This is a genomic window from Candidatus Eisenbacteria bacterium (assembly GCA_020847735.1).
Classification (GTDB): domain Bacteria; phylum Eisenbacteria; class RBG-16-71-46; order RBG-16-71-46; family RBG-16-71-46; genus CAIXRL01.
Window position 1 is genome coordinate 19,675 of record JADLBL010000018.1, and the last position, 22,033, is coordinate 41,707.

Genomic DNA, 22,033 nt, shown 5'->3' on the forward strand with positions numbered 1-22,033 from the left:
AATACCCCGGGCCTGTCGTCGCGGGCGTCCGGCTGCGCTATCTTGCGGCCATGTGCGTCGTCGGCGGCGGTGAAGTGCGCGGCGCGAGACCACGCCTGATCGTTCGGCGGGCGCGGCCTTGCGCCCCACGGACGCCGCCGGGTGCGCGGGCCGGCCGGACCGTGATCACGATCCGGCGGGCCGCGGCCGGTCAAGGCAACGCCCCCGAGACGAAAGGCACCCGATGACGCTCCGCCCGCCCGACGATCCGCTGCGGCTCCTCTCGCTGCTCTTCCAGGCGCACCCCTGGCACGGGCTTTCGCCGGGTCCGAACGCTCCGGGCGTCGTGACCGTGTACGTCGAGCTCGTGCCCACCGACACGGTGAAGTACGAGATCGACAAGCGCAGCGGCATCCTCAAGCTCGACCGGCCGCAGCGCTACTCGAGCCTTTCGCCCGAGCCCTACGGATTCATCCCGCGCACGCTGTGCGGTGACACGGTCGCGGCCTTCGCGGCCCGCCACTCGGGCCGCACGGGACTGCGCGGCGACAACGATCCGCTCGACGTGTGCGTGCTGACCGAACGCTCGATCAACCACGGCGGGCTCATGGTGCGCGCGCGCCCGATCGGCGGCCTGCGCATGTTCGACGGCGAGGAGGTGGACGACAAGATCATCGCCGTGCTGGAGAGCGACCCGACCTACGAGGGCTGGACCGAGATCGAGCACTGCCCCCCGGTGCTGGTGGACCGGCTGCAGCACTACTTCCTCACCTACAAGAACATGCCGGGCGCCCGCAACGCCCCGGTCGAGCTGGCCGGTGTCTACGGCGCCGAAACCGCGCGCGAGGTGATCGCGCGCGCGCAGGTGGACTATCGCGCCAGGTATGGCGACCTCGAGCGCATGCTCGACGAGGCCCTGGGCGCCGGCGGGGACGAACGCGGGTGACGCACGACGTCGTCGTGCTGGGCGGCGGCGTCACCGGGCTCGGGGTGGCGCGGCTTGCCGCGCGCGCCGGCTGGCCGGTGGCGCTGATCGAGCGCGACGACCTCGCCTGCGGCGCGAGCAGCGCCTCGAGCCACATGCTGCACGGCGGTCTGCGCTACCTGGAGCACGGCCAGTTCGGGCTCGTGCGCGAAGCGCTCGCCGAGCGGGCCGCCGTCACGCGCATGGCGCCCGCGCTCTCGCACCCGGTGCGCTTCATGGTCCCGCTCGCCCGCGGCGGACGGCTCCGGCCGTGGAAGCTGCGCGCCGGGCTGTGGCTTTACGACGTGCTCGCGGGGCGGGCGGGCTTCAGCGCGCGCGGCTGGGCGACCCCGCGCGCCGCCCTCGCGCTCGAACCGGACCTCGAGCCGCGCGGACTGCTCGGCGCGGGGCTTTACTCCGACGGGGTCATGGACGACGCGCGCCTGGCGGTCGCGGTCGCCCGCGACGCGGCGGCACACGGCGCCGAAATCCTCACGCGCCGCGAACTCATCGTCGCGCGTCCCTGCGCCGAAGCCGCGGGCGAGTTCGTCCTGTCCGTCCGCGACCGCGAGACGCGCGAGGAGCGCGAGCTTCGCTGCCGCGCGATCGTGAACGCCACCGGGGCCTGGACCGACGCCACGCGCGTCTTTCTCTCGCGGGCGCTCACGCCCGGCGCCCCGGACCCGCGGCCGCTGCTGCGGCCCTCGCGCGGCACGCATCTCGTCTACCCGGCGCTCACCCGGGGCCACGGCGTTCTGGTCACCGCGGCCTCCGACGGCCGTGCGTTCTTCGTCGTGCCCTTCGCCGGCCGCTCGCTCGTCGGCACGACCGAGGTCGAGACCGCGTCGCCGCCATCGCCCGACGACACCGAGCCCACGCCGGACGAGATCCGCTACCTCGCCTCCGAGGTCGCGCGCGTGCTGCCGGGCGCTGCCGCGAGCCGGCCCCTCGCCGCCTTCGCGGGTGTGCGGCCGCTGCTCGATTCGGGCGGCGCCGTCGGCAGCGCCTCGCGCGAGCATCGGGTCGTCACCGAAGGCCCGGTCGTGACGACCGCCGGCGGCAAGTACACGACCTTCCGCGTCATGGCGCGCGACACGCTCGCCGCGGTCGCGCGACTCCTCGGGCGCGAGGACGCGCCGCCGGCGAGGGACGACGTGCCGCTGCCGGCGCCGTTCGCCGCCGCCGGGGATGCCGGCGCGCTCGGCGCGCACGCCGCCGGCGAGGAGTTCGCGCGTTCGCTCGCGGACACGCTGCGCCGCCGCAGCACGCACTGGCTCGAGGACGACCGCGGGCTCGCGGCCGCGCCCGGAGTGGCGGCGGGCATGGCGCGGCGGCTCGGCTGGAGCCCGGAGCGCGAACGCGAGGAGGTGGATCGCTGGGAAGCCGACGTGCGCGCGGGCGACGAGCGCATCGCGCGCGCGCTCGAAGGACTGCAAGGAGGCCGGCCGTGAAGGAAAGGTTCGTGCTCGCGATCGATCAGGGAACCACCGGGACCACCGCGCTCGTGCTCGACCGCCGCGGCACCGTGCGCGGCCGCGGCTACGCCGAGCTGCCGCAGCACTTCCCCTCCCCCGGCTGGGTCGAGCACGACCCCGACGAAATCTGGGCGAGCGTCGAAGCGGCCGTTCCGCGCGCGCTCGCGGCCGCCCGGGTGCCGCGGACGGGCGTCGCCGCGATCGGCGTCACCAACCAGCGCGAGACCACGATCCTGTGGGACCGCCGCACCGGCGAGCCCGTCGCCCGCGCGATCGTCTGGCAGGACCGCCGTACCGCCGCGCGCTGCGAGGCGCTCCAGCGCCGCCACGCCGCGGCGATCCGCCGCGCCACGGGCCTCGTCTGCGATCCCTACTTCTCGGCCACCAAGATCGAGTGGCTGCTCGCGCACCACGCGCGCGCCCGCTCGCTCGCGCGCGCCGGCCGGCTCGCGTTCGGCAACGTGGACGCCTGGCTCGTCTGGAAGATGACCGGGGGCGCGGTGCACGCCACCGACCCGACCAACGCCTCACGCACGATGCTGTTCGGACTGCGCTCGCTGCGCTGGGAGAGCGCGCTGCTGCGCCGCTTCGGCGTGCCCTCGGGAGCGCTGCCCGAGGTGCGGCCGTCCGCGGGCGACTTCGGCGCGACGCGCGGCCTGCGCTTCCTGCCCCGCGGCGTGCCGGTCGCGGGAGTCGCCGGCGACCAGCAGGCGGCGTTGTTCGGACAGGGGTGTGTGCGGGCCGGCCAGTCGAAGAACACCTACGGCACCGGCTGTTTTCTGCTGCTTCACACGGGGGGCGCGCCGGTGCGCTCGCGCGCCGGGCTGCTCACGACGGTGGCCTGCGGGCCGCGCGGCGAGGCCGCGTACGCGCTCGAAGGCAGCGTGTTCATCGCCGGCGCCGCCCTCCAGTGGCTGCGCGACGGCCTCGGCATCCTGCGGAACGCCGCCGAAAGCGAGCCGCTCGCGCGCTCGGTGCCCGACTCGGGCGGGGTCGTGCTGGTGCCGGCGTTCGCCGGGCTCGGCGCGCCGTGGTGGCGCCCGGACGTGCGCGGGGCGCTCACCGGAATCACGCGCGGCACGACGCGCGCCCACGTGGCCCGCGCCGCGCTCGAGTCGCTGGCCTTCCAGAGCCTCGATCTGGTCGAGGCCATGGCCCGCGACGCGGGCGCGCGCCTGACCGCCCTGCAGGTGGACGGCGGCGCGACGCGGAACGCGCTGCTCATGCAGATGCAGGCCGACCTGCTCGGCGTGCCGGTTCGCCGCCCGCGCGTCGTGGAGACGACCGCGCTCGGCGCGGGGCTGCTGGCCGGGCTCGCGACGGGCTTCTGGCGATCGCCCCGCGAACTCGCCGCTGCGCGGCGACTCGAACGCGAGTTCCGTCCGCGCCAGGGCGCCGCCTGGCGCCGCCGTGAGGTCGCGCGCTGGCGCGCGGCGCTCTCGATGCTGTTGCGGTGAGCGCGTACGCGCCGCCGCGCGCCCGGGGACCGCAGGCCGCGGCGGCCACCCAATGGGTGGCCGCCGGGCAGCCACGATCGCTCCTGCCGCGGGTCGCGCCGAGCTAGTCGAGCACGCTGACTCGCGCGATCCGGAACGCCTCCCCGCGCGACAGCCGCACGAAGTAGAGCCCCGGCGCGACGGCGTGGCCCTCGCCCAGCCGCGCGACGTGCCGCCCCGCGCCGAGCGCGCCCACCTCGCGCGTGGCGAGGCGCCGGCCGGCCACGTCGAGCAGCTCGAGCCGCGCGGGCGCCCCGTCGGGCAGCGCGAACGCGATGTCGAGCCGGCCACCGGTCAGCGGGTTCGCCGTCGGTCCCTCGAGCGCGAAAGCCGGCGCGGCGCCGCCCTCCACTCCCGTGGTGCCCGCGGGCGTGACGAGCGCGTAGCCGCTCTCGTTGCCGTTCACGTCCACGGCCGACAACTTGTAGTAGCCGCCCGGCGGACCGGGATCGGCGTACGCGGTGTCGCTGCGGGTCGCCACGAGGTTGCCGGGCCCGGGCGTGAAACCGGACGAGCTGCCGCGGTAGAGCCGGTAATACCAGAGGTCGGACTCCGTGTTCGCGCCCCAGTGCAGCGCGGTGACGCCGGCGGAGAACGACGCGGTGAAGGGCGCCGGCGGCGCGGGCGGAAGGTTGTCCACCGAGTAGCCCGAGTCGGGCGCCGAATCGTAGTAGATGCCCGGCGTCAGGGTCGCCGCGCTGACGAAGAACGCCGCGCGATGCAGGCCGCCGGCGTTCGAATCGGCCAGGGTCGGCACCACGAGGTTGTACGCCGTGTCGGTGCGGGCCGCGACGCTGCCGATCTGCTCCCAGCCCGCCGCGGCGAGCTCCGCGAGCCGGGCCGCGGACGCCGAGGCCGCGGCGGCCGCCGCCGGCTTCGCGATCGCCGCCGGCGCGAGCCCGGGCTCGATACGCCGGAAGACGTCGTAGCGCGCGATCGGGCGGGCGGAACCGAGATAGTCGAAGCCGCTCGCACGGAAGCGCAGCCGCAGCGCGCGGCCCTGGTCGCCGCCGACGTCGGAGATGCCCGCGATCGCGGGGGCGGCCGAGGCGACCACGCGGACGGCCGCGGGCGTCGCGAAGCTGCCGAGTACGCGGCCGTCGCCCTTGTAGCGGGCCGAGAAACTGCGCGGGCCGACGCGCGGCGCGAACAACACCAGCCCCGCGTGGCCCGCGAAGACCGGCGCCGTGCCGAGCAGCGTCGTCCCGTCGAAGAACCGCACCGAGTCGGCGGGCGTACCCGAGCCGGGGGCCACGACCGAGACCGCCGCGTCGAGCGTCATCGGCGCTCCGAGCACGCACGGGCTGGGGCTCACGGTGAGCGCGGTGGTGGTGAACGGCGCGCCGAGGAAGACCGCGACGTTGTTCGTGAACTGCTTCGTCGAAACCACATCGGGCCGGCCGTCGCCGTTCAGGTCGCCGATCGCCAGATCCTGCCCGTTGCTTCCCGAGACGATGTCCGTCTTCGGACCGAACGTGCCCGTGCCCGTCCCGAGCAGGATCGAAACGGTGCTCGAATTGCCGTTCGCGACCGCGAGGTCCAGCCGGCCGTCGCCGTTCAGGTCCGCGGCGCGAACGCACTGGGGTGACAATCCCGTCGGGTAGTCCACCTTGCCGGCGAACGTGCCACTCCCGGCGTTGAGCAGGATGGACACGTTGTGACCGTCGAAGTTCGCGACCGCCAGGTCGGGCCGGCCGTCGCCGTTGAAGTCGGCGATCGCCACCGAGTAGGGCCGTCCGTTCACCGCGTACTCGACATGAGTCGGGAAGGTGTTCGAGGCATCGGCGAGCAGGACCGAGACCGAGTTGGCGAAGATGTTCGTCGTCACGATGTCCGGCCGGCCGTCGGCGTTCAGGTCGGCGATCGCGAGCGAGGTCAACTGCCCTCCGGTCGGATAATCGATCTTCGGCCCGAACGTGCCGGCGCCGGTTCCGAGAAAGACCGAAACAGTGCTCGCTCCGATGTTCGCGACCTCCATGTCGGACCTGCCGTCGCCGTTGATGTCCCGAAGCGCGACGAAGTTCGGCGTGGCGGTCGCGGCGTAGTCCGTTCGGGGACCGAAGCCGCCCGCGCCGTTGCCGAGCATCACCGACATCGTGTTGGCGGTGTAGTTGCTCGTGGCGAGATCCAACGCACCGTCGCCGTTGAGGTCCGCCGACGCCACCGACCGCGGCCCAACACCGGTCGCGAAATCGGTCTTCGGCGCAAGACCTCCCGCGCCGTCCCCCAGCAGCACCGAGAGCGTGGCGGCGCCGCTGTTCGCGACCGCGACGTCCGGCCGGCCGTCGCCGTTCAGGTCTCCGATCGCGACCGCCTGCGGGCCCACCCCGGTCGTGACGTCGGTCCGTGGCGCGAAACCTCCCGTCCCGCTGCCGAACAGCGCCGTCACCGTCGAGGCGAACAGATTGGCGACCAGGATGTCGGCGCGGCCGTCCCCGTTGGCGTCGGTGACGGTGGAACAGTAGCCGCCACTGCCGGTCGAGTAGTCCGTCCGGAACCCGAAGTTGCCGGCGCCGTCTCCCGGACGCACGGACGTGAGATTCGCGCCGCCGGACGACGAGACGAGATCGGCGCGGCCGTCGCCGTCCACGTCGGCGAACAGCACCGTGAACACCCCGGAGGGGCTGAGGTAGAGCGTCGGCGATCCGAAACCGCCGGCGCCATCGCCGAGCATGACCGCGACGCTCGAGTTGCCCCCTGTCGCGACGCCCAGGTCCGCGACACCGTCGCCGTTCACGTCTTCGACCGCGACCGATCCGGGATTTCCGCCGGTCGGATAGTCCGTCCGCGGCCCGAAGCCGCCCGCCCCGTCGCCGAGGAACAGCGAGACCGAGTTGCCGTAGAAGTTGGCCGACAGCAGGTCGAGCCGGCCGTCGCCGTCGGCGTCCGCGATCGTCACCCCGATCGGGTTGGAGGCGGTCGTGTAGTCGGTCCGGATCCAGCCACCCGCGCCGTTCGCCAGCAGGACCGAGACGCTGTTCGAGTTGCCGTTCGCGCACGAGAGGTCCGGTCGCCCATCGCCGTTCAGGTCGGCGATGACGATCGCCTGCGGCGCGAGCCCGACCGGGATGTCGGTCTTCGCGCCGAAACCGCCGGCGCCGTTGCCGAGCAGCACCGAGACGGTGGCCGCGCCGTAGTTGGCCGTCGCGAGGTCGGGCTTGCCGTCGCCGTTCAGATCGCCGATCGCCACCATGTTCACGGTCGCGCCCGAGACGAAGTCCGATTTGGCCGCGAAGGCGCCGCCCCCCAGTCCGAGCAGAACCGAGACGGTGTTGGAGCTGTAGTTCGCGGTGACGAGGTCGAGCTTTCCGTCGCCGTTCAGATCGCCGGTCGCGACCCAGCGCGGCCCGGGACCGGTCTGCAGGTCCACGCGCGCCGCGACGCCAAAGGCCTGCGCGGAGGCGGCGAGCGGCGCGAGGGCGAGGGCCGCGAGAGCGAGAGGGATCGCGCGCACGATGCCGGCCGGCGATCTCCGGGGGGCGCCCGGCGTCGGCTGGCGGTCCACAAGATCGTGTGACGGATGAACAGGTTTCATGGGGCCTCCGGAAGGTCGTCGCAAGGTCGTGAATTCTATCGCCCGGGCCAGCCCGCGAAAACGGCAAACTTCGAGTCCTACCGGATTCGTCACCGGATCACGACGAGCGACGCGGACGCCTGCTCCGAGCCCGCGTCGAGCCGTGCGAAGTAGACACCCGCGGCAACGGAGCGTCCCTGGTCGTCGGTGCCGTCCCAGAGGCGCTGGTGCGCTCCCGCGACAAGCTCCCCATCCTGAAGCAACCGCACCCGGCGCCCGGACACGTCGTGAATCGCCAGCCGCACCGTCCGGGTTTGGGGCAACTCGAAGCTGATCGTCGAACGGCCGATGAGCGGATTGGGGTACGGCGCCGCCATCCGGAGGGTGGCGGCGATCGGCATGGGCTCGTCCACGGAGACCGTCGCGTTGAGCGTCGTCTCGAACTTGCTCACGATCATGTTGTTGTCGCCCTGAAAGCCGTGCGACCCTGCGAGCACGACACGGTTCGCGCCGGCGAAGCGCACGGCGGTCCCGTTGGTCGCGAGGCCGGGGAACGTCGCGAAGCCGGCGACCACCGGCGCCGTGCTGCCTGGGGTGAACTGCGCCCAGTGAGCATTGGACCCTGCGGTGCCCCCCACGACGAAATTGCCGTCGCCTCTGAAGTCGATCGCTTCGGCCCAGCCCGAAGTGGCGCCGAAGTCCCGGAACGCGGTCGTCCAAGGACAGGTCGGGTTGCACGGGACGAGGCCGGCATTCGCCGTCCACCGGGCGATCGCCCAGTCGCCGTTCCCGCCGATGAAGCGCGATCCCACCCCGTAGATCCAACCATTCGGCGCGATCGCCAGCGCCTCGAGGTAGTCGTCCCCACCGAGGTTTCGGATCGTCCTGCCGAAGGTGCCGAAGTTCGAATCCACGCCGCCCGCCGGGGTGAATGCCACGAGGGCGAAATCGCCGCCGACGTGCCCGCCCACGACGATCCGCCCACTCGCCTGCACGACCATCGCGGACGCCCAGTGGGTGGGTCCGACCGAGAACTCGTAGAACTGCTTGCCATCGAGGTCGAAGGAGCGGTCGAGCGTGCCGTCGCTGCCGAAGCGGGCCACGCCGAAGACGTTGCGCACTCCGTTGAAGACCGTTCCCGCCACCAGGATCCTGCCGTCCGGCTGCAACGCGATCGCCCAGCCGTAGTCGGCTCCGCCGGCGAAGTCCAGCGCGTTGAATCCGCCGAAACCGAATGAATTGTCGAGGCTGCCGTTGGAGTGGAAGCGGGCGATCATGAAGTTCACGGCGCTGCCGGTTCCGGTGTAACCGGCGACGACGATCCTGCCGTCGGGCTGGACCGCCATCGCGCGGGCGTAGTCGAAGTCGCCGAGTGAGAGTGCGACCCGCCCGTGGACCCCGAAAGAGTTGTCGAGGATGCCGTTCGAGCGGAAACGTGTCAGCGCGAAGTCGGACTCCGTGAACTGGGGGGTCGAAACGGTCCCGGCAAGGACGATCTTTCCATCGGACAGGACCGCGGCGTCGAGCGCGACTTCATGGGAGCCGCGCGGAAACGTCACGTCGTCGAACGCCGCAACCTGCGTGCCGCCACTTTCGAGCACCCCGTTCGCCCACCATTGCCGAAGCCGGCAATCGCCCTCCTTCGGCACGACCGTGAGGACGCGGCCGTCGGCAAGCAGCGACAACGAAGGAGGCTCGAAGATATCCTCGTCGACGAAGACGTCTCCGTCTTCCTGCCACTCCGGGTCGGGAGTGCCGTTGTTATTCAAGCGCAGAGCGCGCGCATCCTTGCCGGGGTCGATCCCGATGATTGCAATCTTTCCCGCCGTGTTGATGTCCACGTCGTGGGCGATCAGCGGCAGGTTCATCTTGCCGTCACCGTCGAAAGACCCGTCGAGTGAGCCATCCGAGCTGTAGTACCGCGCGGCACGTCCTGCTTCGCCCAGGGAACTCCCCTGGCCCACGACGACGATGCGCTGATCCGACGGTTGAATCGCCACGGCAAGAGCCCGGTCGTAGAAGTCGCCGAAGCCCGTCTTCAACCTGCCGTCGCCGTCGAAACTGCCGTCGAGCGAGCCGTCCATATTGAGCCGAGCCAGAGCGAAGTCCTCATCGAGCAGCGAGTAGCCGACCGAGCCGCCCACCATGACCAGCTTGCCGTCGGCCTGAAGAACCGCGTCGTAGCACTCATCGTTCCCACCGAACGCCTGGAATCCGCCGACGCTCGTCTTTCCGTCGCCGCTGAAGCTCGCGTCGGGCGTTCCATCGTAATTGAACCTCGCCGCCGCGAAATCGTAGTCGCCCTGGACAAGGGCCGAACCGGCGACGACGATCTTGCCATCGGGCTGGATCAACACCTTTCGGGCGTAGTTCGCGGCCTGCGATATCCACGCGGAAGCAAAGCCGTTCCCGCTGAAGCCAGGGTCGAGCGCTCCGAAGCTCAGAAGCCGAACCACCAGGAAGTCCCTGTAGCCGTCATAGTTGCCCTGTCCAGCCACGACGATCTTGCCGTCGCTTTGAACCGCGACGCTGCGAGCGGATACCGGCCCGTCCGGATGCGTGACACTGACCGTGCCATCGCCCCCGAAGCTGACGTCCGGTTCACCATTGGGCAGGCGGCGACAAACCACGATCGAGCTGCCGGAGGTTCCCGCCAGGACGATCTTCCCGTCCGGTGCCACCGCATGACACATGACGTTCTGACCGACGGTCGGGTCGAGGATGCCCGCGAATGCCCCGTCGAGATCCCCGGGCGCGGCCAGCCCCGACGTGGGCGTCCCGGTCAGGAGAACGAGGAACAGGGCGATGCCGCGGGCCATGCGGGCGACATTGCGATGCGCATGACCGGGGAGGAAGCGGTCGAGTCTCGGGGCGACGGAAGCGCTCCGAGCGCCGTGTCTGGGCGTGGCGGGCAACGGGCGGCGAGCCATGGGACACCTCGTGGTTGGAGCGTCGGCGAACGGGCTTCGATGCTCATGCGACGGAAATCTCCGGGAGGTGTCACCCGACCCCGCGGAAATCACCCGCCACGCGCCCATGGCCTTCGGCTAGACTTCCGGCCCACCGCTCATGTCCGATCACGACCGACCGTCCGAGTCAGGCGACCTCAGCGTTGCGGAGTGGCGCCTCCTGCGCGACCTCTACGGCGAGCTGATCAAGCTGCCGAGGGCCGAGCGCGCCGCATTCGTCGATCGCGCGCTGGCCGGACAGCCCGGGCTCCGGCGGCGGATGGAAGCACTCCTCGAGAGCGCCGAGTCCATGGGCTCTTTCCTCGCGCCGGCGCGGCCCGAGGGCGCGGGCGAGGCTCCCGAGCCCGGAAGCCTCGTCGGTCCGTATCGAATCGTCCGCCCGCTGGGTCAGGGCGGATTCGGCATCGTGTACCTGGCCGAGCAGGATCGTCCGATCCGCCGCCAGGTCGCCCTCAAGCTCATCAAGCCGGGCATGGACACCCGCCTGGTCATCGCGCGTTTCGAGAGCGAGCGCCAGGCGCTCGCCCTCATGGACCATCCCGCGATCGCGCGGGTGTACGACGCGGGCGAGGCGAAGTCGGGACGCCCGTACTTCGCGATGGAGTACTTCCCGGGGCTTCCGATCACCGCCTACTGCGATGCCGAGCGATTGCGGCTGCGGGAGCGGCTCGAGCTGTTCGCCGCGGTCTGCGATGCCGTCCAGCATGCGCACCAGCGCGGCGTCGTCCACCGGGATCTCAAGCCCTCGAACCTGCTCGTGGCGCGCGGTGAGCGCGGAACGACGCTCAAGGTGATCGATTTCGGAATCGGAAAGGCGATCGTTGACACGGCCGACGACCGGAGCCAGATGACGCGTGAGGGCATGGTGCTCGGCACGCTCGGCTACATGAGCCCGGAGCAGGCGGGCGCGATTCGCGCGCACGTGGACACGCGCTCGGACATCTACTCGCTGGGTGTCGTCCTGTACGAGCTGCTCGTGGGCGAACTTCCGTTCGATCGAGCGCGCCTGCAGAACGCCGAATGGAGCGAAGCGATCCGCATCATTCGCGAGGAGGAGCCGCCGGGCCTCGCGGTCCGGTTCGATCGCGGCGCCACCGCGGAGCTGGCCGATCGTCGGGCCTCGGACGAACGCACGCTGCGCCGCCAGCTTCGGGGCGAGCTGGAGTGGATCACGCTGCGCGCGCTGGAGAAGGAACCGGACCGGCGCTACGCCTCGGCGTCCGAACTGGCGGCGGACGTGCGCCGGTACCTCTCCAACGAGCCGGTCCTGGCGCGTGCGCCGAGCGCGGCCTACCGCCTGCGCAAGTTCGCGCGTCGCCACAGGGTGGGCGTGGCGGCGGCGGCGCTGGTGATGCTCGCGATCGTGGCCGGCGGGATCGCGGCGACCATCGGCCTGACGCGGGCGGTGCGCGCCGAACGCGCCGCCGGGCGCGAGTCCGCGGCGGCGAGGCAGGTTTCGGATTTCCTCGTCGAGCTGTTCGCGGCGGCGGGTCCCGATCGGGCGCGCGGACAGTCGCTGACCGCGCCCATGCTGCTCGACGAGGGCACCCGGCGCATCCGCAGCACGCCACTGGACGACACGGTGGTCCGGGCGAGGCTGCTGACCGCGATGGGCACCGCGCACCTCAACATCGCGCTCGACGATCAGGGCCTGACGCTCCTGCGGGAGGCGCTCGCACTGGTGGACTCGGGCCCGGCGCCCGAGACGCGACTCGTGGTCCGTCAGCTCTACGAACTGGCCCATGGACTCCGCGTGGCGGGCCGCAGGCACGACCCTGAAATCAGCGCGCTGATGGATCGCGCGCTCGGGACGCTCGAGCGGTCGCGCGACCCTGACCCGGACCTCGTGGCCCGGTGCCTGCGGGTCAAGGGGCAGTGGCTCAACGACCGGGGCGACTCGAAGCAGGCCGACTCCGTCCTCGCGAAGGCGATGGCACTCGTGGAGTCCACCGTTCGTCCCGACACGTTCGAGCTGATCAGCCTGAACGCCTCGCGCGGCCACATCGCCCGCAACGATGGTCGTTACGCCGATCAGGAAAGCTTCTACCGGCGCGCCCTTTCATTGTCCGAGGCGAGCCGTCGCTGGCCGAGTTGGACCGTGAACCTCCACCAGCGAATGGCCGAGTTCTACGGTGGGCGCAACGACACGGCGCGGGCCGTCGCTCACGCCGACGCCGGCGTCGCACTCGCGCGTGGGATCTACCCACCGGACCACCCCGGGATCGCCGGCGCACTCGATGGCAAGGTCGAGGCGCTCATCAGTCTCGGACGCTATCGCGATGCGATCGCGGCCGGAGAGGAGGCGGTGGCGATACTCAGGAAGTCCGGCCGGGAACCTGATCTGGCGATTCCGCTCAACACGCTCGGCATCCTGCACCTCGCGGTTGGAAATGTCGCCGCCGCCGTCTCGCGCTCGGAGGAGTCCTGGCGCATCCGAGCGGGACTCTACGGCCTCCACAGTCTGCGCACGGCCGAGGTCCAGATGAACCTGGCACGGGCCCTCGCCAGCGCGGGCCACACGGCCCGTGCGGAGTCGGCGTTCCGCCAGGTGATCGCGACCTTCGATCGCGAGGATCCGGCCAACGTCCTCAACGCGGAGGCCTGCGGCAGCTACGCGAGCGTGCTGCGCGACGCGGGCCGCTTCGCGGCGGCCGATCGCATGTACGAAAGGGCCGAGGGCCTGCTGGATTCGTCCGACGCGGGACGCCGGCGCTCGCGAGCCGTGTACGTCGCCGAACGTGGCTACCTGAGGTCGCTCGAGCAACGGCACGCCGATGCCGAGGCGATGCTGGCGCGTGCGATCCGGCTCTGGCGAGGCGACTCCGGCGAGACCGGGCCCGACCTTGCGACGATCACCCTGACGTGGGCCGCGGTCCGGGTTCGTGGCGGCAATCTGGCGGGCGCGAGGGAAAAGCTTCGCGAAGCGCGACTGTGGGGAGCGACCGGGGACGCGATCTCTCGCTACGAGGAGCTGGCCCCGCTCCTGTCACCTCCGGGATAGGTTTCGTTCGCGGGCGGCCCCGTGGGGAACTCCGCGTGGGAGGCATCGAGGAGGGCCGCTCCCGCCGCGCCGCGGCGGGCGACGTCACGGAACCCGGTGACTACGCTCCCGCCGCCTCGTCCTCCGCTCGTCCGGATTCCGAGTAGAGCCAGACTCGCGCGAACTCCCAGTCACGGAGGACCGTGCTCTTCGAGGTGTCGAGCACTCCGGCCACCTCCTCCACGCTGAGCCCCGCGTAGAAGCGCAGCCTGACCACCTGCGCGGCCCGCTCGTCGATCCGCGCGAGACGCTCGATCGCCCGATCCAGCACCAGCACGGCCTCCGGATCGCGATCGTCGGCCAGTTCGGCGACCTGCGGCAGGTCCAGCGGGACCTTCTTCGGGGGCCGCCCGGCCTCGTCCCCTCCCCGCTTCACGCGCCCGCGCGCCCGCGCGCGCTCGATGAGAATGCGGCGCATCGCCTCGGCGGCGGCGGCGAAGAAGTGGCCGCGGTTCCGCCACGCCGGATCGCCGTGGGACAGCCGCAAGTAGGCCTCGTGCACGAGCTCGGTGGATTGCAGCGTCTGCCCCTGCCGTTCCCGCAGCATTCGCGAATGCGCGATCGCCCGCAGCTCGTCGTAGACCTGCGCGAAGAAGGCGTCCGAACCCCCGGGCTCGTCACGCTCTTTCTCATCCATGGTCGTCCCCCGGAGCGGGCGCGAACCGGCGCCGTCAGCCCTTGCTCGCCACCCCGGTCAGGTGTCCCTGCCACTCGGGCGAGAGATCCGGGCAGCGCGCGATCGCCGCGGCGGCGGCCGGGTCGCGCTCGAGTCCGGCGCGCAGCCGGAAGACACGCGCCACGCTCAACGACGGATTCGGCCTCTCGATCAGACGGTACGTGTCGCCGCGGGCCAACGATCCCTCGCGCACGACCCGGTGGTACCAACCGATGCGAATGCTTTCGGTCGCGAGCGCGACCATGCGCGGCTCGTTCCACCAGCGCGAGATGCCGGCGCACGGGCCGCGCGGCTGTGAGACCTGAAGCGTCACGTCGCCGGCTTCGAAGACGTCGCCGATGCACACACCGGATTCGTCGAAGCCTTCGACGGTGAGGTTCTCGCCCAGGCCGCCCGGGCCCATCGCCTCGAGTCCCGGGACCTCGCGCCATTTCGGGTAGTGCGCGGCCGCGTAGGCGAGCACCGCCTGTTGCGGGCCCCCGTGCACGGCCAGGTCGGCCTGCTCGTCGCCCTCGAGACCGAGGGCGGTCACGCGCACGGGACCCTCGCGCTCGTCCTTGCCGTAGGCCGAACGCCAGGTGCGGTCCGCGTGCCGGTCCCAGTCCGGGCGCGCCCGCTCGCGCGCGCGGCCGGTGCGAACCGAGACGATGGTTCCCGCGCTCACACCACCAGCACCGCGTCGAGCCAGGCGGCGAGGTCGCGGATCACCGCCTCGCGCCCGGTGTCGTTGAAGGGCTCGTGACGGACGTCCTTGAGCGTCACGAAGCGCATCATGCCGTGCGGGCAGGCGCCCGCGAACTCGAGCGCGCCCTTCGGGTCCACGATCCGATCGGCCATGCCCTGCAGGATCAGCGTCGGCACCTGCAGCGTGCGCGCCTCCCGCAGGCAGCGCTGGCGCGCCTCGTTGAACGCGAAGTAAAGGCGCGGGCTGATTCGGTCGTGCACGCGTGGATCCTCGCGATAGGCCTTCACCACCTCGGGATCGCTCGAGAGTCCGTCGGGGTCGAGACCGTTCGCGAACCCCGTGCTCGGCGCGGTGGCGCGCGCGACGTTCGCGAGCGTGAGCTTCCACCAGGGAGGGGCGGGAATGCGCAGCGCGGGCGCGCTCACCACCAGGGCGAGCAGTTCGCGCGGGTGGGCGAGCGCGTAGTCGAGGGCGAGCACCGCCCCCATGCTGTGCCCGAGCAGGATGCGCGGCAGGTCGGCCGGCTGGTCCGGCAAGCCGCGCGGGGCGGTAAACATGGCCGGCAGCACCTGTTCGCGGACGGCGACCCAGGAGGGCATGTCGCCGCGCGGGCCGGGCGCCTCGCCATGGCCGGGCAGGTCGAGCGCGACGACCGTGCAGCGGGCGCGCACCATGTCGGAGGCGAACGCCGCGTAGCGGCCGCTGTGATCTCCCAGCCCGTGCACGACGGCGATCACCGCGCGCGGGCGCTCGGCGCACCAGACGCGGCCGGGCAGGACCGTCGCCCGATCCACCCGGACCTCGATGCCGATCGCGGGAACGTCGCCGTTGGCGGGATTCATCGCGAGCCGGACCCGCCCTTGCCCTGCCCTTCGTCCTCGTCCAGGTCGTCGTCCTCCGGAGAGTCGTCGCCGGCTCCGTCGCCGTCCTCGTCCTCGTCGTCTTCGTCGTCCTCGGTCTCGATCACGATCTGGTCGGCCGGGAAGGAGCGGAAGACGAGCTCGGTCGAGGCGAAGGTCGAGCCGGTGTTCTTCACCAGCGTCGTCACCTGGTCGAACATGGCCGGCAGGTCGTCGGTCGCGAGCGTCGCGAGCGGGTGCACGACCATGGACCACAGTTCGTTGTTGCGCATCGCGTAGCGGGCGTCCAGGGCGCGGTCGTAGTTGGCCTGCAGCAGCACGTGCAGCAGGTCCGGCTCGAGCTCCTCGACCACGCCGATGGGCGACATGATGCGCATGCGGTCGTGCTCGTCGTCGCTGAAGACGAAAACGGGCACTTCGTTGCGCACGCCCCGCCAGAAGCCCGGCTGGCCTTCGAGGTCGGTGAGGTACGAATCGAGGAGCTTGCCCATCGCCTGAGTCGTCATGCCGGGCGCATATTGGGGCAAGCGCGCCCAAAACGCACGCGCGATCCCGCGGGCGAGTGGCGGCGGAAGGTCCGGGACTCGCGCCGCGCGGGGCGGGCGCGCATGCCACGCCCGCGGAGCGCCACGCGAAGCGCCCGGGAACGCGCGACCGCCTCCGCGCCGGGTCCGCGAATCGGCTAGACTGCGGCTCCCGCCGCGTTCGACCTTCCTTCAGGAAAGCTCATGCCGCTCACGCCCGACGATCCGCCGACCAAGTCGCGCCTCATCATTCCCGGCGCCGGGGAGCCCGCCGAGAAGCCCCGCATCATCCTGCCGCCCGGAACCGTGCGCGAGAGCGCCGAGGACCTGCCCGAGTACCCGCGGCTGCGGCAGCTCATGATCCTGCCCGTGCGCGACGGCGAGCGCGAGCTGCTGGTCGTCAACGACCCGATGGGCATCGTCCCGGGGCAGCCCGTGCTGCCGCTGGAATCGCTGGCGGTCCTGCAGCTGCTGGACGGCACGGTTTCGCTCACCGACATCAGCGCCGCGGTCATGAGCGAGAGCAAGGACCTGCGCGTGGGCAACATGATCCGCGACTTCATCGCGCAGCTCGACGAGCTGCTGATGCTCGAGTCGCCGCGCTTCGAACGCGCGCTCGCCGAGGCACGGGCCCGCTACCACGCGCTCGAGATCCGCCCGGCCGCGCTCGAAGGCGTTTCGTACCCGGCCGAACGCGAGGCGCTGGAGACGATGCTCGATGAGCACTTTGCCGGGGCGGCGGCCGCCCGCGACGCCGCGGGTTCCGCCGCGGCGGGCGCGACGGTCCCCCGTGCCGTGCTGGCGCCGCACCTCGATCCGCGCCGCGAGGGCGCGCTCATGGCGAGGGCCTTCCTCGAGATTCCCGTTCCCCCTCCGGCGCCGCTGCGGGTGGTGATCCTCGGCACGGGGCACAATCTCGTCGGCGAGTTCTTCGCGCTCACGCGCAAGCATTTCCAGACGCCGCTCGGCAAGGCGATGACCGACACCGCGTTCGTGGACCGCGTCGCCGCGAAGCTCGGCGAGTCCGCGTATCGCGGCGAACTGGCGCACCGCGACGAGCACTCGATCGAGTTCCAGGTGCTCTACCTGCAGCGCCGCCTCGGCGGCGCCCCGTTCACGATCGTTCCCATTCTGTGCGGCGGCTTCCACCGCCTGCTGGACGAAGGCCGCACCCCGCGCGAGGACGAGACGGTCGGCGCGCTCGTCGAAGCGCTGCGGGAGGCCGAGTCGGCGCTCGGCGGGACGACGGTCTATGTCGCGGGCGTGGATTTCTCCCATGTCGGCCCGCGCTTCGGCGATCCCCGCGTGGTGGACGAGGTCCGGACCGAGGTGCGCCGCGTGGACGAGGCCGCGATCGCCGCCGCGGCGTCGGGCGACGCGGACGGCTGGTTCGGCGGCATCGCGGCGCAGGACGACGCGACGCGCATCTGCGGCTTCGCGCCGACCTACGTGATGCTGCGCGCCGCCGCTCCCGGAGCGGGCCGTTCGCTCGGCTACGCGCAGAGCGAGGAGCGGGACTCGAGCCTGGTGAGCGTCGCGGCCATGGCATGGCCGTGAGCGGGCCCGCGGCCCGTTTGCGGCCGCGTCGAGCGGGCGACTAACCTGCCGGTTCCATGGCCGCCTGGCTCTTCAAGACGGAACCCTCGGACTACGCCTTCGCCGACCTGGTGCGCGATCGGCGGGCGGTCTGGGAGGGGATCTCGAACGCCCTCGCGCTGATCCACCTGCGCAAGGTGAAGAAGGGTGACGTGGTCGTGATCTACCACACCGGCGCCGAGAAGCGCGCCGTCGGCCTGGCGTACGCCGCCGGCGACCCGTACACGGACCCGAAGCTGAAGGACCCGAAGCGCGCCGTCGTGGACCTCTCCCCCGGCCAGTCGCTGCCCTCGCCCGTGCCGCTCGCGACCTTCAAGACGGACCTCGTGCTGCGTGCGACCGAGCTGGTGCGCAACTCGCGCCTGTCGGTGATGCCGCTCTCGGACGTGCAGCTCGCGCGGCTCCTGCAGCTCGCGGGAGCCTGGACGTCGTGACGCGCGAGCAGGCCCGCCGGAGAATCGAGCAGCTCGCGGCGGAGATCCGTGAGCACGACTACCGCTACTACGCGCTCGACAAGCCGGGCATCTCCGACGCCGCGTACGACCGCCTGTTCCGCGAACTGCGCGAGCTCGAGGAGGCCCACCCGGAGCTGCGCGCGCCCGACTCGCCCACGCTGCGCGTCGGCGGCGCCCTGCGGGCCGGCTTTCGGAAGGTGAAGCACACGAGCGCGATGGGCTCGCTCGAGTCGATCATGAACGAGCAGGAGGCGCGCGAGTTCGACGCGCGGGTCAGGAAGGGGCTCGGACTCGACGAGGGCCTGTTCGCGGGCGAGGTGGTCTATTCCGCCGAGCCCAAGTTCGACGGGCTGAGCATCGAGCTCGTCTACGAGGACGGCGTGCTCGTGCGCGGCTCGACGCGCGGCGACGGCGAGACCGGCGAGGACGTGACCGAGAACCTTCGCACGATCCGCGCGATCCCGCTCCGCCTGCGCGAGGAGGGCCCCGCGGGCGGGCGGCGCGGGCAGCTCGCGGTGCGTGGCGAGGCGCTCATGCCGCTGCCCGAGTTCGAGGCGCTCAACCGGCGCCTCATCGAGGACGACGAGGAACCGTTCGCCAACGCGCGCAACGCGGCCGCGGGCACGGTGCGGCAGCTCGACCCGGCGCTCACCGCCTCCCGCCGGCTCGACTTCTACGCCTACGACCTGCTCTCCGCCGACGAAGCCGGGTTCGACACGCAGCTCGATCTGCTCGAAGGGCTGCGCGCGTGGGGATTCCGCGTCGAGCGCTCGTCGCGCCGCTGCGAGGGCATCGAAGCGGTGGTCGCCTATCACGCGGCGATGGCCGCGAAGCGCGACACGCTGCCCTACGAGATCGACGGCGTGGTGCTCAAGGTGAACGACCGCACGACGCACGCGCGGCTGGGCGTGCGCTCGCGCTCGCCGCGCTACGCGTTCGCGTTCAAGTTTCCGCCGCGCGAGGAGTTCACGAAGGTGCTCGACATCGTCGTGCAGGTCGGCCGCACCGGAAAGCTCACGCCGGTCGCTCAGCTCCAGCCCGTGGACGTCTCCGGGGTCACCGTCTCGCGGGCGACGCTGCACAACCAGGACGAGATCGACCGCAAGGACGTACGTGTCGGCGACACGGTGCGCGTGCGGCGCGCCGGCGACGTGATCCCCGAGGTCGTCGAAGTGCTGGTGGACCGGCGCCCGCGCGGCACGAAGGCGTTCGTCCTGCCCGATGCGTGCCCGGTGTGCGGCGCGAAGGTGGTGCGCGAGGGGGCTTCGCACCTGTGCACGAACGGCCTGTCGTGCCCGGCGCAGCTCGAGCGCCACCTGACGCACTTCACCTCGCGCGGGGCCATGGACATCGTCGGGCTCGGCGACAAGACGGTGAAGCAGCTGCTCGAGAAGGGCCTCATCAGGGACCTCGCCGACATCTATCACCTGACGCCCATTGACCTCGTCGGCCTCGAGGGGTTCGCCGAGAAGTCCATCGAGAACCTGTCGGCGGCGATCGAGGCGAGCAAGAAGCCGCGGCTCGACCGGTTCCTGTTCGCGCTCGGCATCGAGCACGTCGGAGCCACCGTCGCCGGCCTGCTGGCGGGCCACTTCGGCGCGCTGTCCGGCGTCATGGACGCGCGCGAGGAGGAGCTGCAGGAGATTCGCGGCATCGGGCCCGAGGTCGCCGAGAGCGTCCACCATTTCTTCTCGAACCAGCGCACGCGGCGCGTCCTCGAGCGGCTGCTGAAGGCCGGAGTGCGGCCGGTCGCCGAGGCGCGGCCGCCGGGCCCGCAGCCGCTGGACGGCGAGACGGTCGTGTTCACCGGCGGCCTCGAGACCATGCCGCGTCCCGACGCCCAGCGCCTCGCCGAACGCGCGGGCGCGAAGGTCACCTCGGGCGTCAACCGCAAGGTCACGCTGGTCGTGGCCGGCCCCGGCGCCGGCAGCAAGCTCGAGGACGCGCAGCGGCTCGGCATCAAGGTCATCAGCGAAGCCGAGTTCCTCAAGCGGGTCGGGGCACACCGATGACCAACGCCGAGATCGGGCGGGTGCTCGAGCGGCTCGCCGTCCGCCTCGAGATCGAGGGGGCGAATCCGTTCCGGGTTCGCGCCTATCGCGAGGCCGGGCGCATCGTCGGAGCGCACCCCGAGGCGATGAGCGCGATCGCCGGCACGCCCGGCGCGCTCGAGGAGATCAAGGGCATCGGCAAGGATCTCGCGGGCAAGATCCGCGACCTGGTCGGCACCGGGCGCACGGAGCTCGACGACGAGCTGCGGGCGAAGATCCCCGACGCGGTGGTGGACTTCACCGAACTGCAGGGCCTGGGTCCCAGGCGCGTGAAGACTCTGTTCGAGACGCTCGGCATTCGCGACCGCGAGGCGCTGGAGAAGGCGGCGAAGGGCGGAAAGCTGCGTGACCTGCCCGGCTTCGGCGAGAAGGTCGAGCAGAACGTGCTCAAGGCGCTCGCCACCGCGAGCCAGTGGTCGGGCCGCACGCTGCTGGCGGCGGCCTGGCCGCTCGCGCACGCGCTGCGAGACCACGTCGCCGCCGTGAAGGGTGTCAAGCAGGTCGAGCTGGCGGGTTCGTTCCGCCGCCGCAGCGAGACCATCGGCGATCTCGACCTGCTGGTGACGGGCGGCGACCCCGGGAGCGTGATGACGGCGTTCGCCGGCCACGAATCGGTCGCCGAGACGATCGCGCGGGGCGACACCAAGTGCAGCGTGCGGCTCAGGGACGGGCTGCAGGTGGACCTGCGGCTGGTGCCGCCCGAGAGCTTCGGCGCCGCGCTGCTCTACTTCACGGGCTCGAAGGCGCACAACATCGAGCTGCGCAAGCTGGCGATCGAGAAGGGCTGGAGCCTCAACGAATACGGGCTCACGAAGGGCGCGAAGCTGCTGGCCGGGCGGACCGAGGAGGAGGTTTACGCGAAGCTGGGCCTCGCCTGGATCCCGCCCGAGCTGCGCGAGGCGCGGGACGAGATCGCGCTCGCCCGCGACGGCGAGCTGCCACGGCTCGTCGAGACCGCCGACCTGCGTGGCGACCTGCACATGCACACGACCCGCAGCGACGGCCGTGATTCCATTGACGGAATGGTCGAGGCGGCGAAGGCGCGCGGCTACGCGTACGTCGCGATCACCGAGCACTCGAAGGCGCTGGCGATGGCGAACGGCTTCGACGCCGCGCGCGTGCGGCGTTCGGTCGTCGAGATCGAGGAGGCGCGCGCCCGCCACCCCGGGTTCCACATCCTGCACGGGCTGGAGGTGGACATCCTCGGCGACGGCGCGCTCGACCTGGACGACGAGACGCTGGCGCTGCTCGACTGGGTGATCGTCTCGATCCACTCGAAGTTCGAGATGACGCCCGAGGCCGCGACCGAGCGCGCGGTTCGCGCCGTGTCGAACCCGCACGTCCACGCGTTCGGGCATCCGAGCGGGCGGCTCATCGGCTCGCGCGAAGGCGTGCCGTTCGACATCGAGACCGTCGCCCGGGCGGCGGCCGCGAACGGGGTGCTCATGGAGATCAACGCCTCGCCCGACCGGCTGGACCTGAACGACGCGCACGCGAGGGCCGCGAAGGCGCTCGGCTGCCGGTTCGTGATTGACACCGACGCGCATTCGACGGGCCAGCTCGACCAGATGCGCTTCGGCGTCTTCCAGGCGCGCCGCGCGGGGCTGACGCGCAACGACGTGCTCAACACGAAGCCCTGGACACGCCTGGAGCTGCACCTGGAGAAGGCCGCACGGCGCTCGCGCAAGCCGGCGGGCGCCGTGCGCCGGCGACCCTCCGCGGGCCGCACGAAGCCGTAGCGGCGCGCCG

14 protein-coding genes are annotated in these 22,033 nt (G+C 71.8%); 8 read left to right on the plus strand and 6 right to left on the minus strand.

The features are described 5' to 3' along the window. Window positions 1-223 precede the first annotated feature (223 nt). The 3 genes from IT347_08000 to glpK are packed head-to-tail and all read left to right on the plus strand — an operon-like array spanning window position 224 to window position 3,875. Window positions 224-925, plus strand: a complete 702-nt coding sequence (locus IT347_08000) for an inorganic pyrophosphatase (protein ID MCC6349517.1) — start codon at window positions 224-226, stop codon at window positions 923-925. Then, the gene (locus IT347_08005; GenBank protein ID MCC6349518.1) at window positions 922-2,394 is read left to right on the plus strand and encodes an FAD-dependent oxidoreductase; all 1,473 of its coding nucleotides are present in this window, start codon (window positions 922-924) and stop codon (window positions 2,392-2,394) included. The genes IT347_08000 and IT347_08005 overlap by 4 nt, the downstream gene beginning before the upstream one ends. Then, window positions 2,391-3,875, plus strand: a complete 1,485-nt coding sequence (gene glpK, locus IT347_08010) for a glycerol kinase GlpK (protein ID MCC6349519.1) — start codon at window positions 2,391-2,393, stop codon at window positions 3,873-3,875. The genes IT347_08005 and glpK overlap by 4 nt, the downstream gene beginning before the upstream one ends. Window positions 3,876-3,978: 103 nt before the next feature. On the opposite strand, the gene IT347_08015 is transcribed toward glpK, so the two are convergent. Beyond that, the gene (locus tag IT347_08015) at window positions 3,979-7,449 is read right to left on the minus strand and encodes a VCBS repeat-containing protein (GenBank protein ID MCC6349520.1); all 3,471 of its coding nucleotides are present in this window, start codon (window positions 7,447-7,449) and stop codon (window positions 3,979-3,981) included. Between the two features lie 89 nt (window positions 7,450-7,538). Further along, window positions 7,539-10,466, minus strand: a complete 2,928-nt coding sequence (locus tag IT347_08020) for a T9SS type A sorting domain-containing protein (protein ID MCC6349521.1) — start codon at window positions 10,464-10,466, stop codon at window positions 7,539-7,541. A gap of 31 nt (window positions 10,467-10,497) precedes the next feature. Here IT347_08020 and IT347_08025 point away from each other — a divergent pair, with 31 nt between their 5' ends. Beyond that, a complete protein-coding gene (locus IT347_08025) occupies window positions 10,498-13,398 on the plus strand; it encodes a protein kinase (GenBank protein ID MCC6349522.1) in 2,901 nt (966 codons plus the stop codon). A gap of 100 nt (window positions 13,399-13,498) precedes the next feature. On the opposite strand, the gene IT347_08030 is transcribed toward IT347_08025, so the two are convergent. Genes IT347_08030 through IT347_08045 form a run of 4 tightly spaced genes read right to left on the minus strand, consistent with a single transcriptional unit; the run spans window position 13,499 to window position 16,164 of the window. Next, complete coding sequence (locus IT347_08030; protein MCC6349523.1) at window positions 13,499-14,074, minus strand: sigma-70 family RNA polymerase sigma factor; 576 nt, start codon at window positions 14,072-14,074, stop codon at window positions 13,499-13,501. Window positions 14,075-14,108: 34 nt separating this feature from the next. Continuing rightward, on the minus strand, window positions 14,109-14,777 hold the full coding sequence (locus IT347_08035; GenBank protein MCC6349524.1) for an MOSC domain-containing protein: 669 nt from the start codon (window positions 14,775-14,777) through the stop codon (window positions 14,109-14,111). Continuing rightward, entirely contained in the window at window positions 14,774-15,640 is an 867-nt protein-coding gene (locus IT347_08040; protein MCC6349525.1) for a lysophospholipase, read from the minus strand. Before IT347_08040 ends, IT347_08035 begins: the two co-directional genes overlap by 4 nt. Continuing rightward, window positions 15,637-16,164 carry a type III secretion system chaperone gene (locus IT347_08045; protein ID MCC6349526.1) on the minus strand — a complete coding sequence of 176 codons (528 nt, stop codon included), beginning with the start codon at window positions 16,162-16,164 and terminating at the stop codon, window positions 15,637-15,639. The genes IT347_08040 and IT347_08045 overlap by 4 nt, the downstream gene beginning before the upstream one ends. A 222-nt stretch (window positions 16,165-16,386) precedes the next feature. Here IT347_08045 and amrB point away from each other — a divergent pair, with 222 nt between their 5' ends. From amrB to polX, 4 genes are read left to right on the plus strand one after another with little or no spacing between them, the layout of a single operon-like run. Beyond that, window positions 16,387-17,739, plus strand: a complete 1,353-nt coding sequence (amrB, locus tag IT347_08050) for an AmmeMemoRadiSam system protein B (GenBank protein MCC6349527.1) — start codon at window positions 16,387-16,389, stop codon at window positions 17,737-17,739. A gap of 56 nt (window positions 17,740-17,795) precedes the next feature. Further along, entirely contained in the window at window positions 17,796-18,212 is a 417-nt protein-coding gene (locus IT347_08055; GenBank protein ID MCC6349528.1) for an EVE domain-containing protein, read from the plus strand. Then, entirely contained in the window at window positions 18,209-20,245 is a 2,037-nt protein-coding gene (gene ligA / locus IT347_08060; protein MCC6349529.1) for an NAD-dependent DNA ligase LigA, read from the plus strand. Before IT347_08055 ends, ligA begins: the two co-directional genes overlap by 4 nt. Next, complete coding sequence (polX, locus tag IT347_08065; GenBank protein MCC6349530.1) at window positions 20,242-22,023, plus strand: DNA polymerase/3'-5' exonuclease PolX; 1,782 nt, start codon at window positions 20,242-20,244, stop codon at window positions 22,021-22,023. Before ligA ends, polX begins: the two co-directional genes overlap by 4 nt. Window positions 22,024-22,033: the final 10 nt, after the last annotated feature.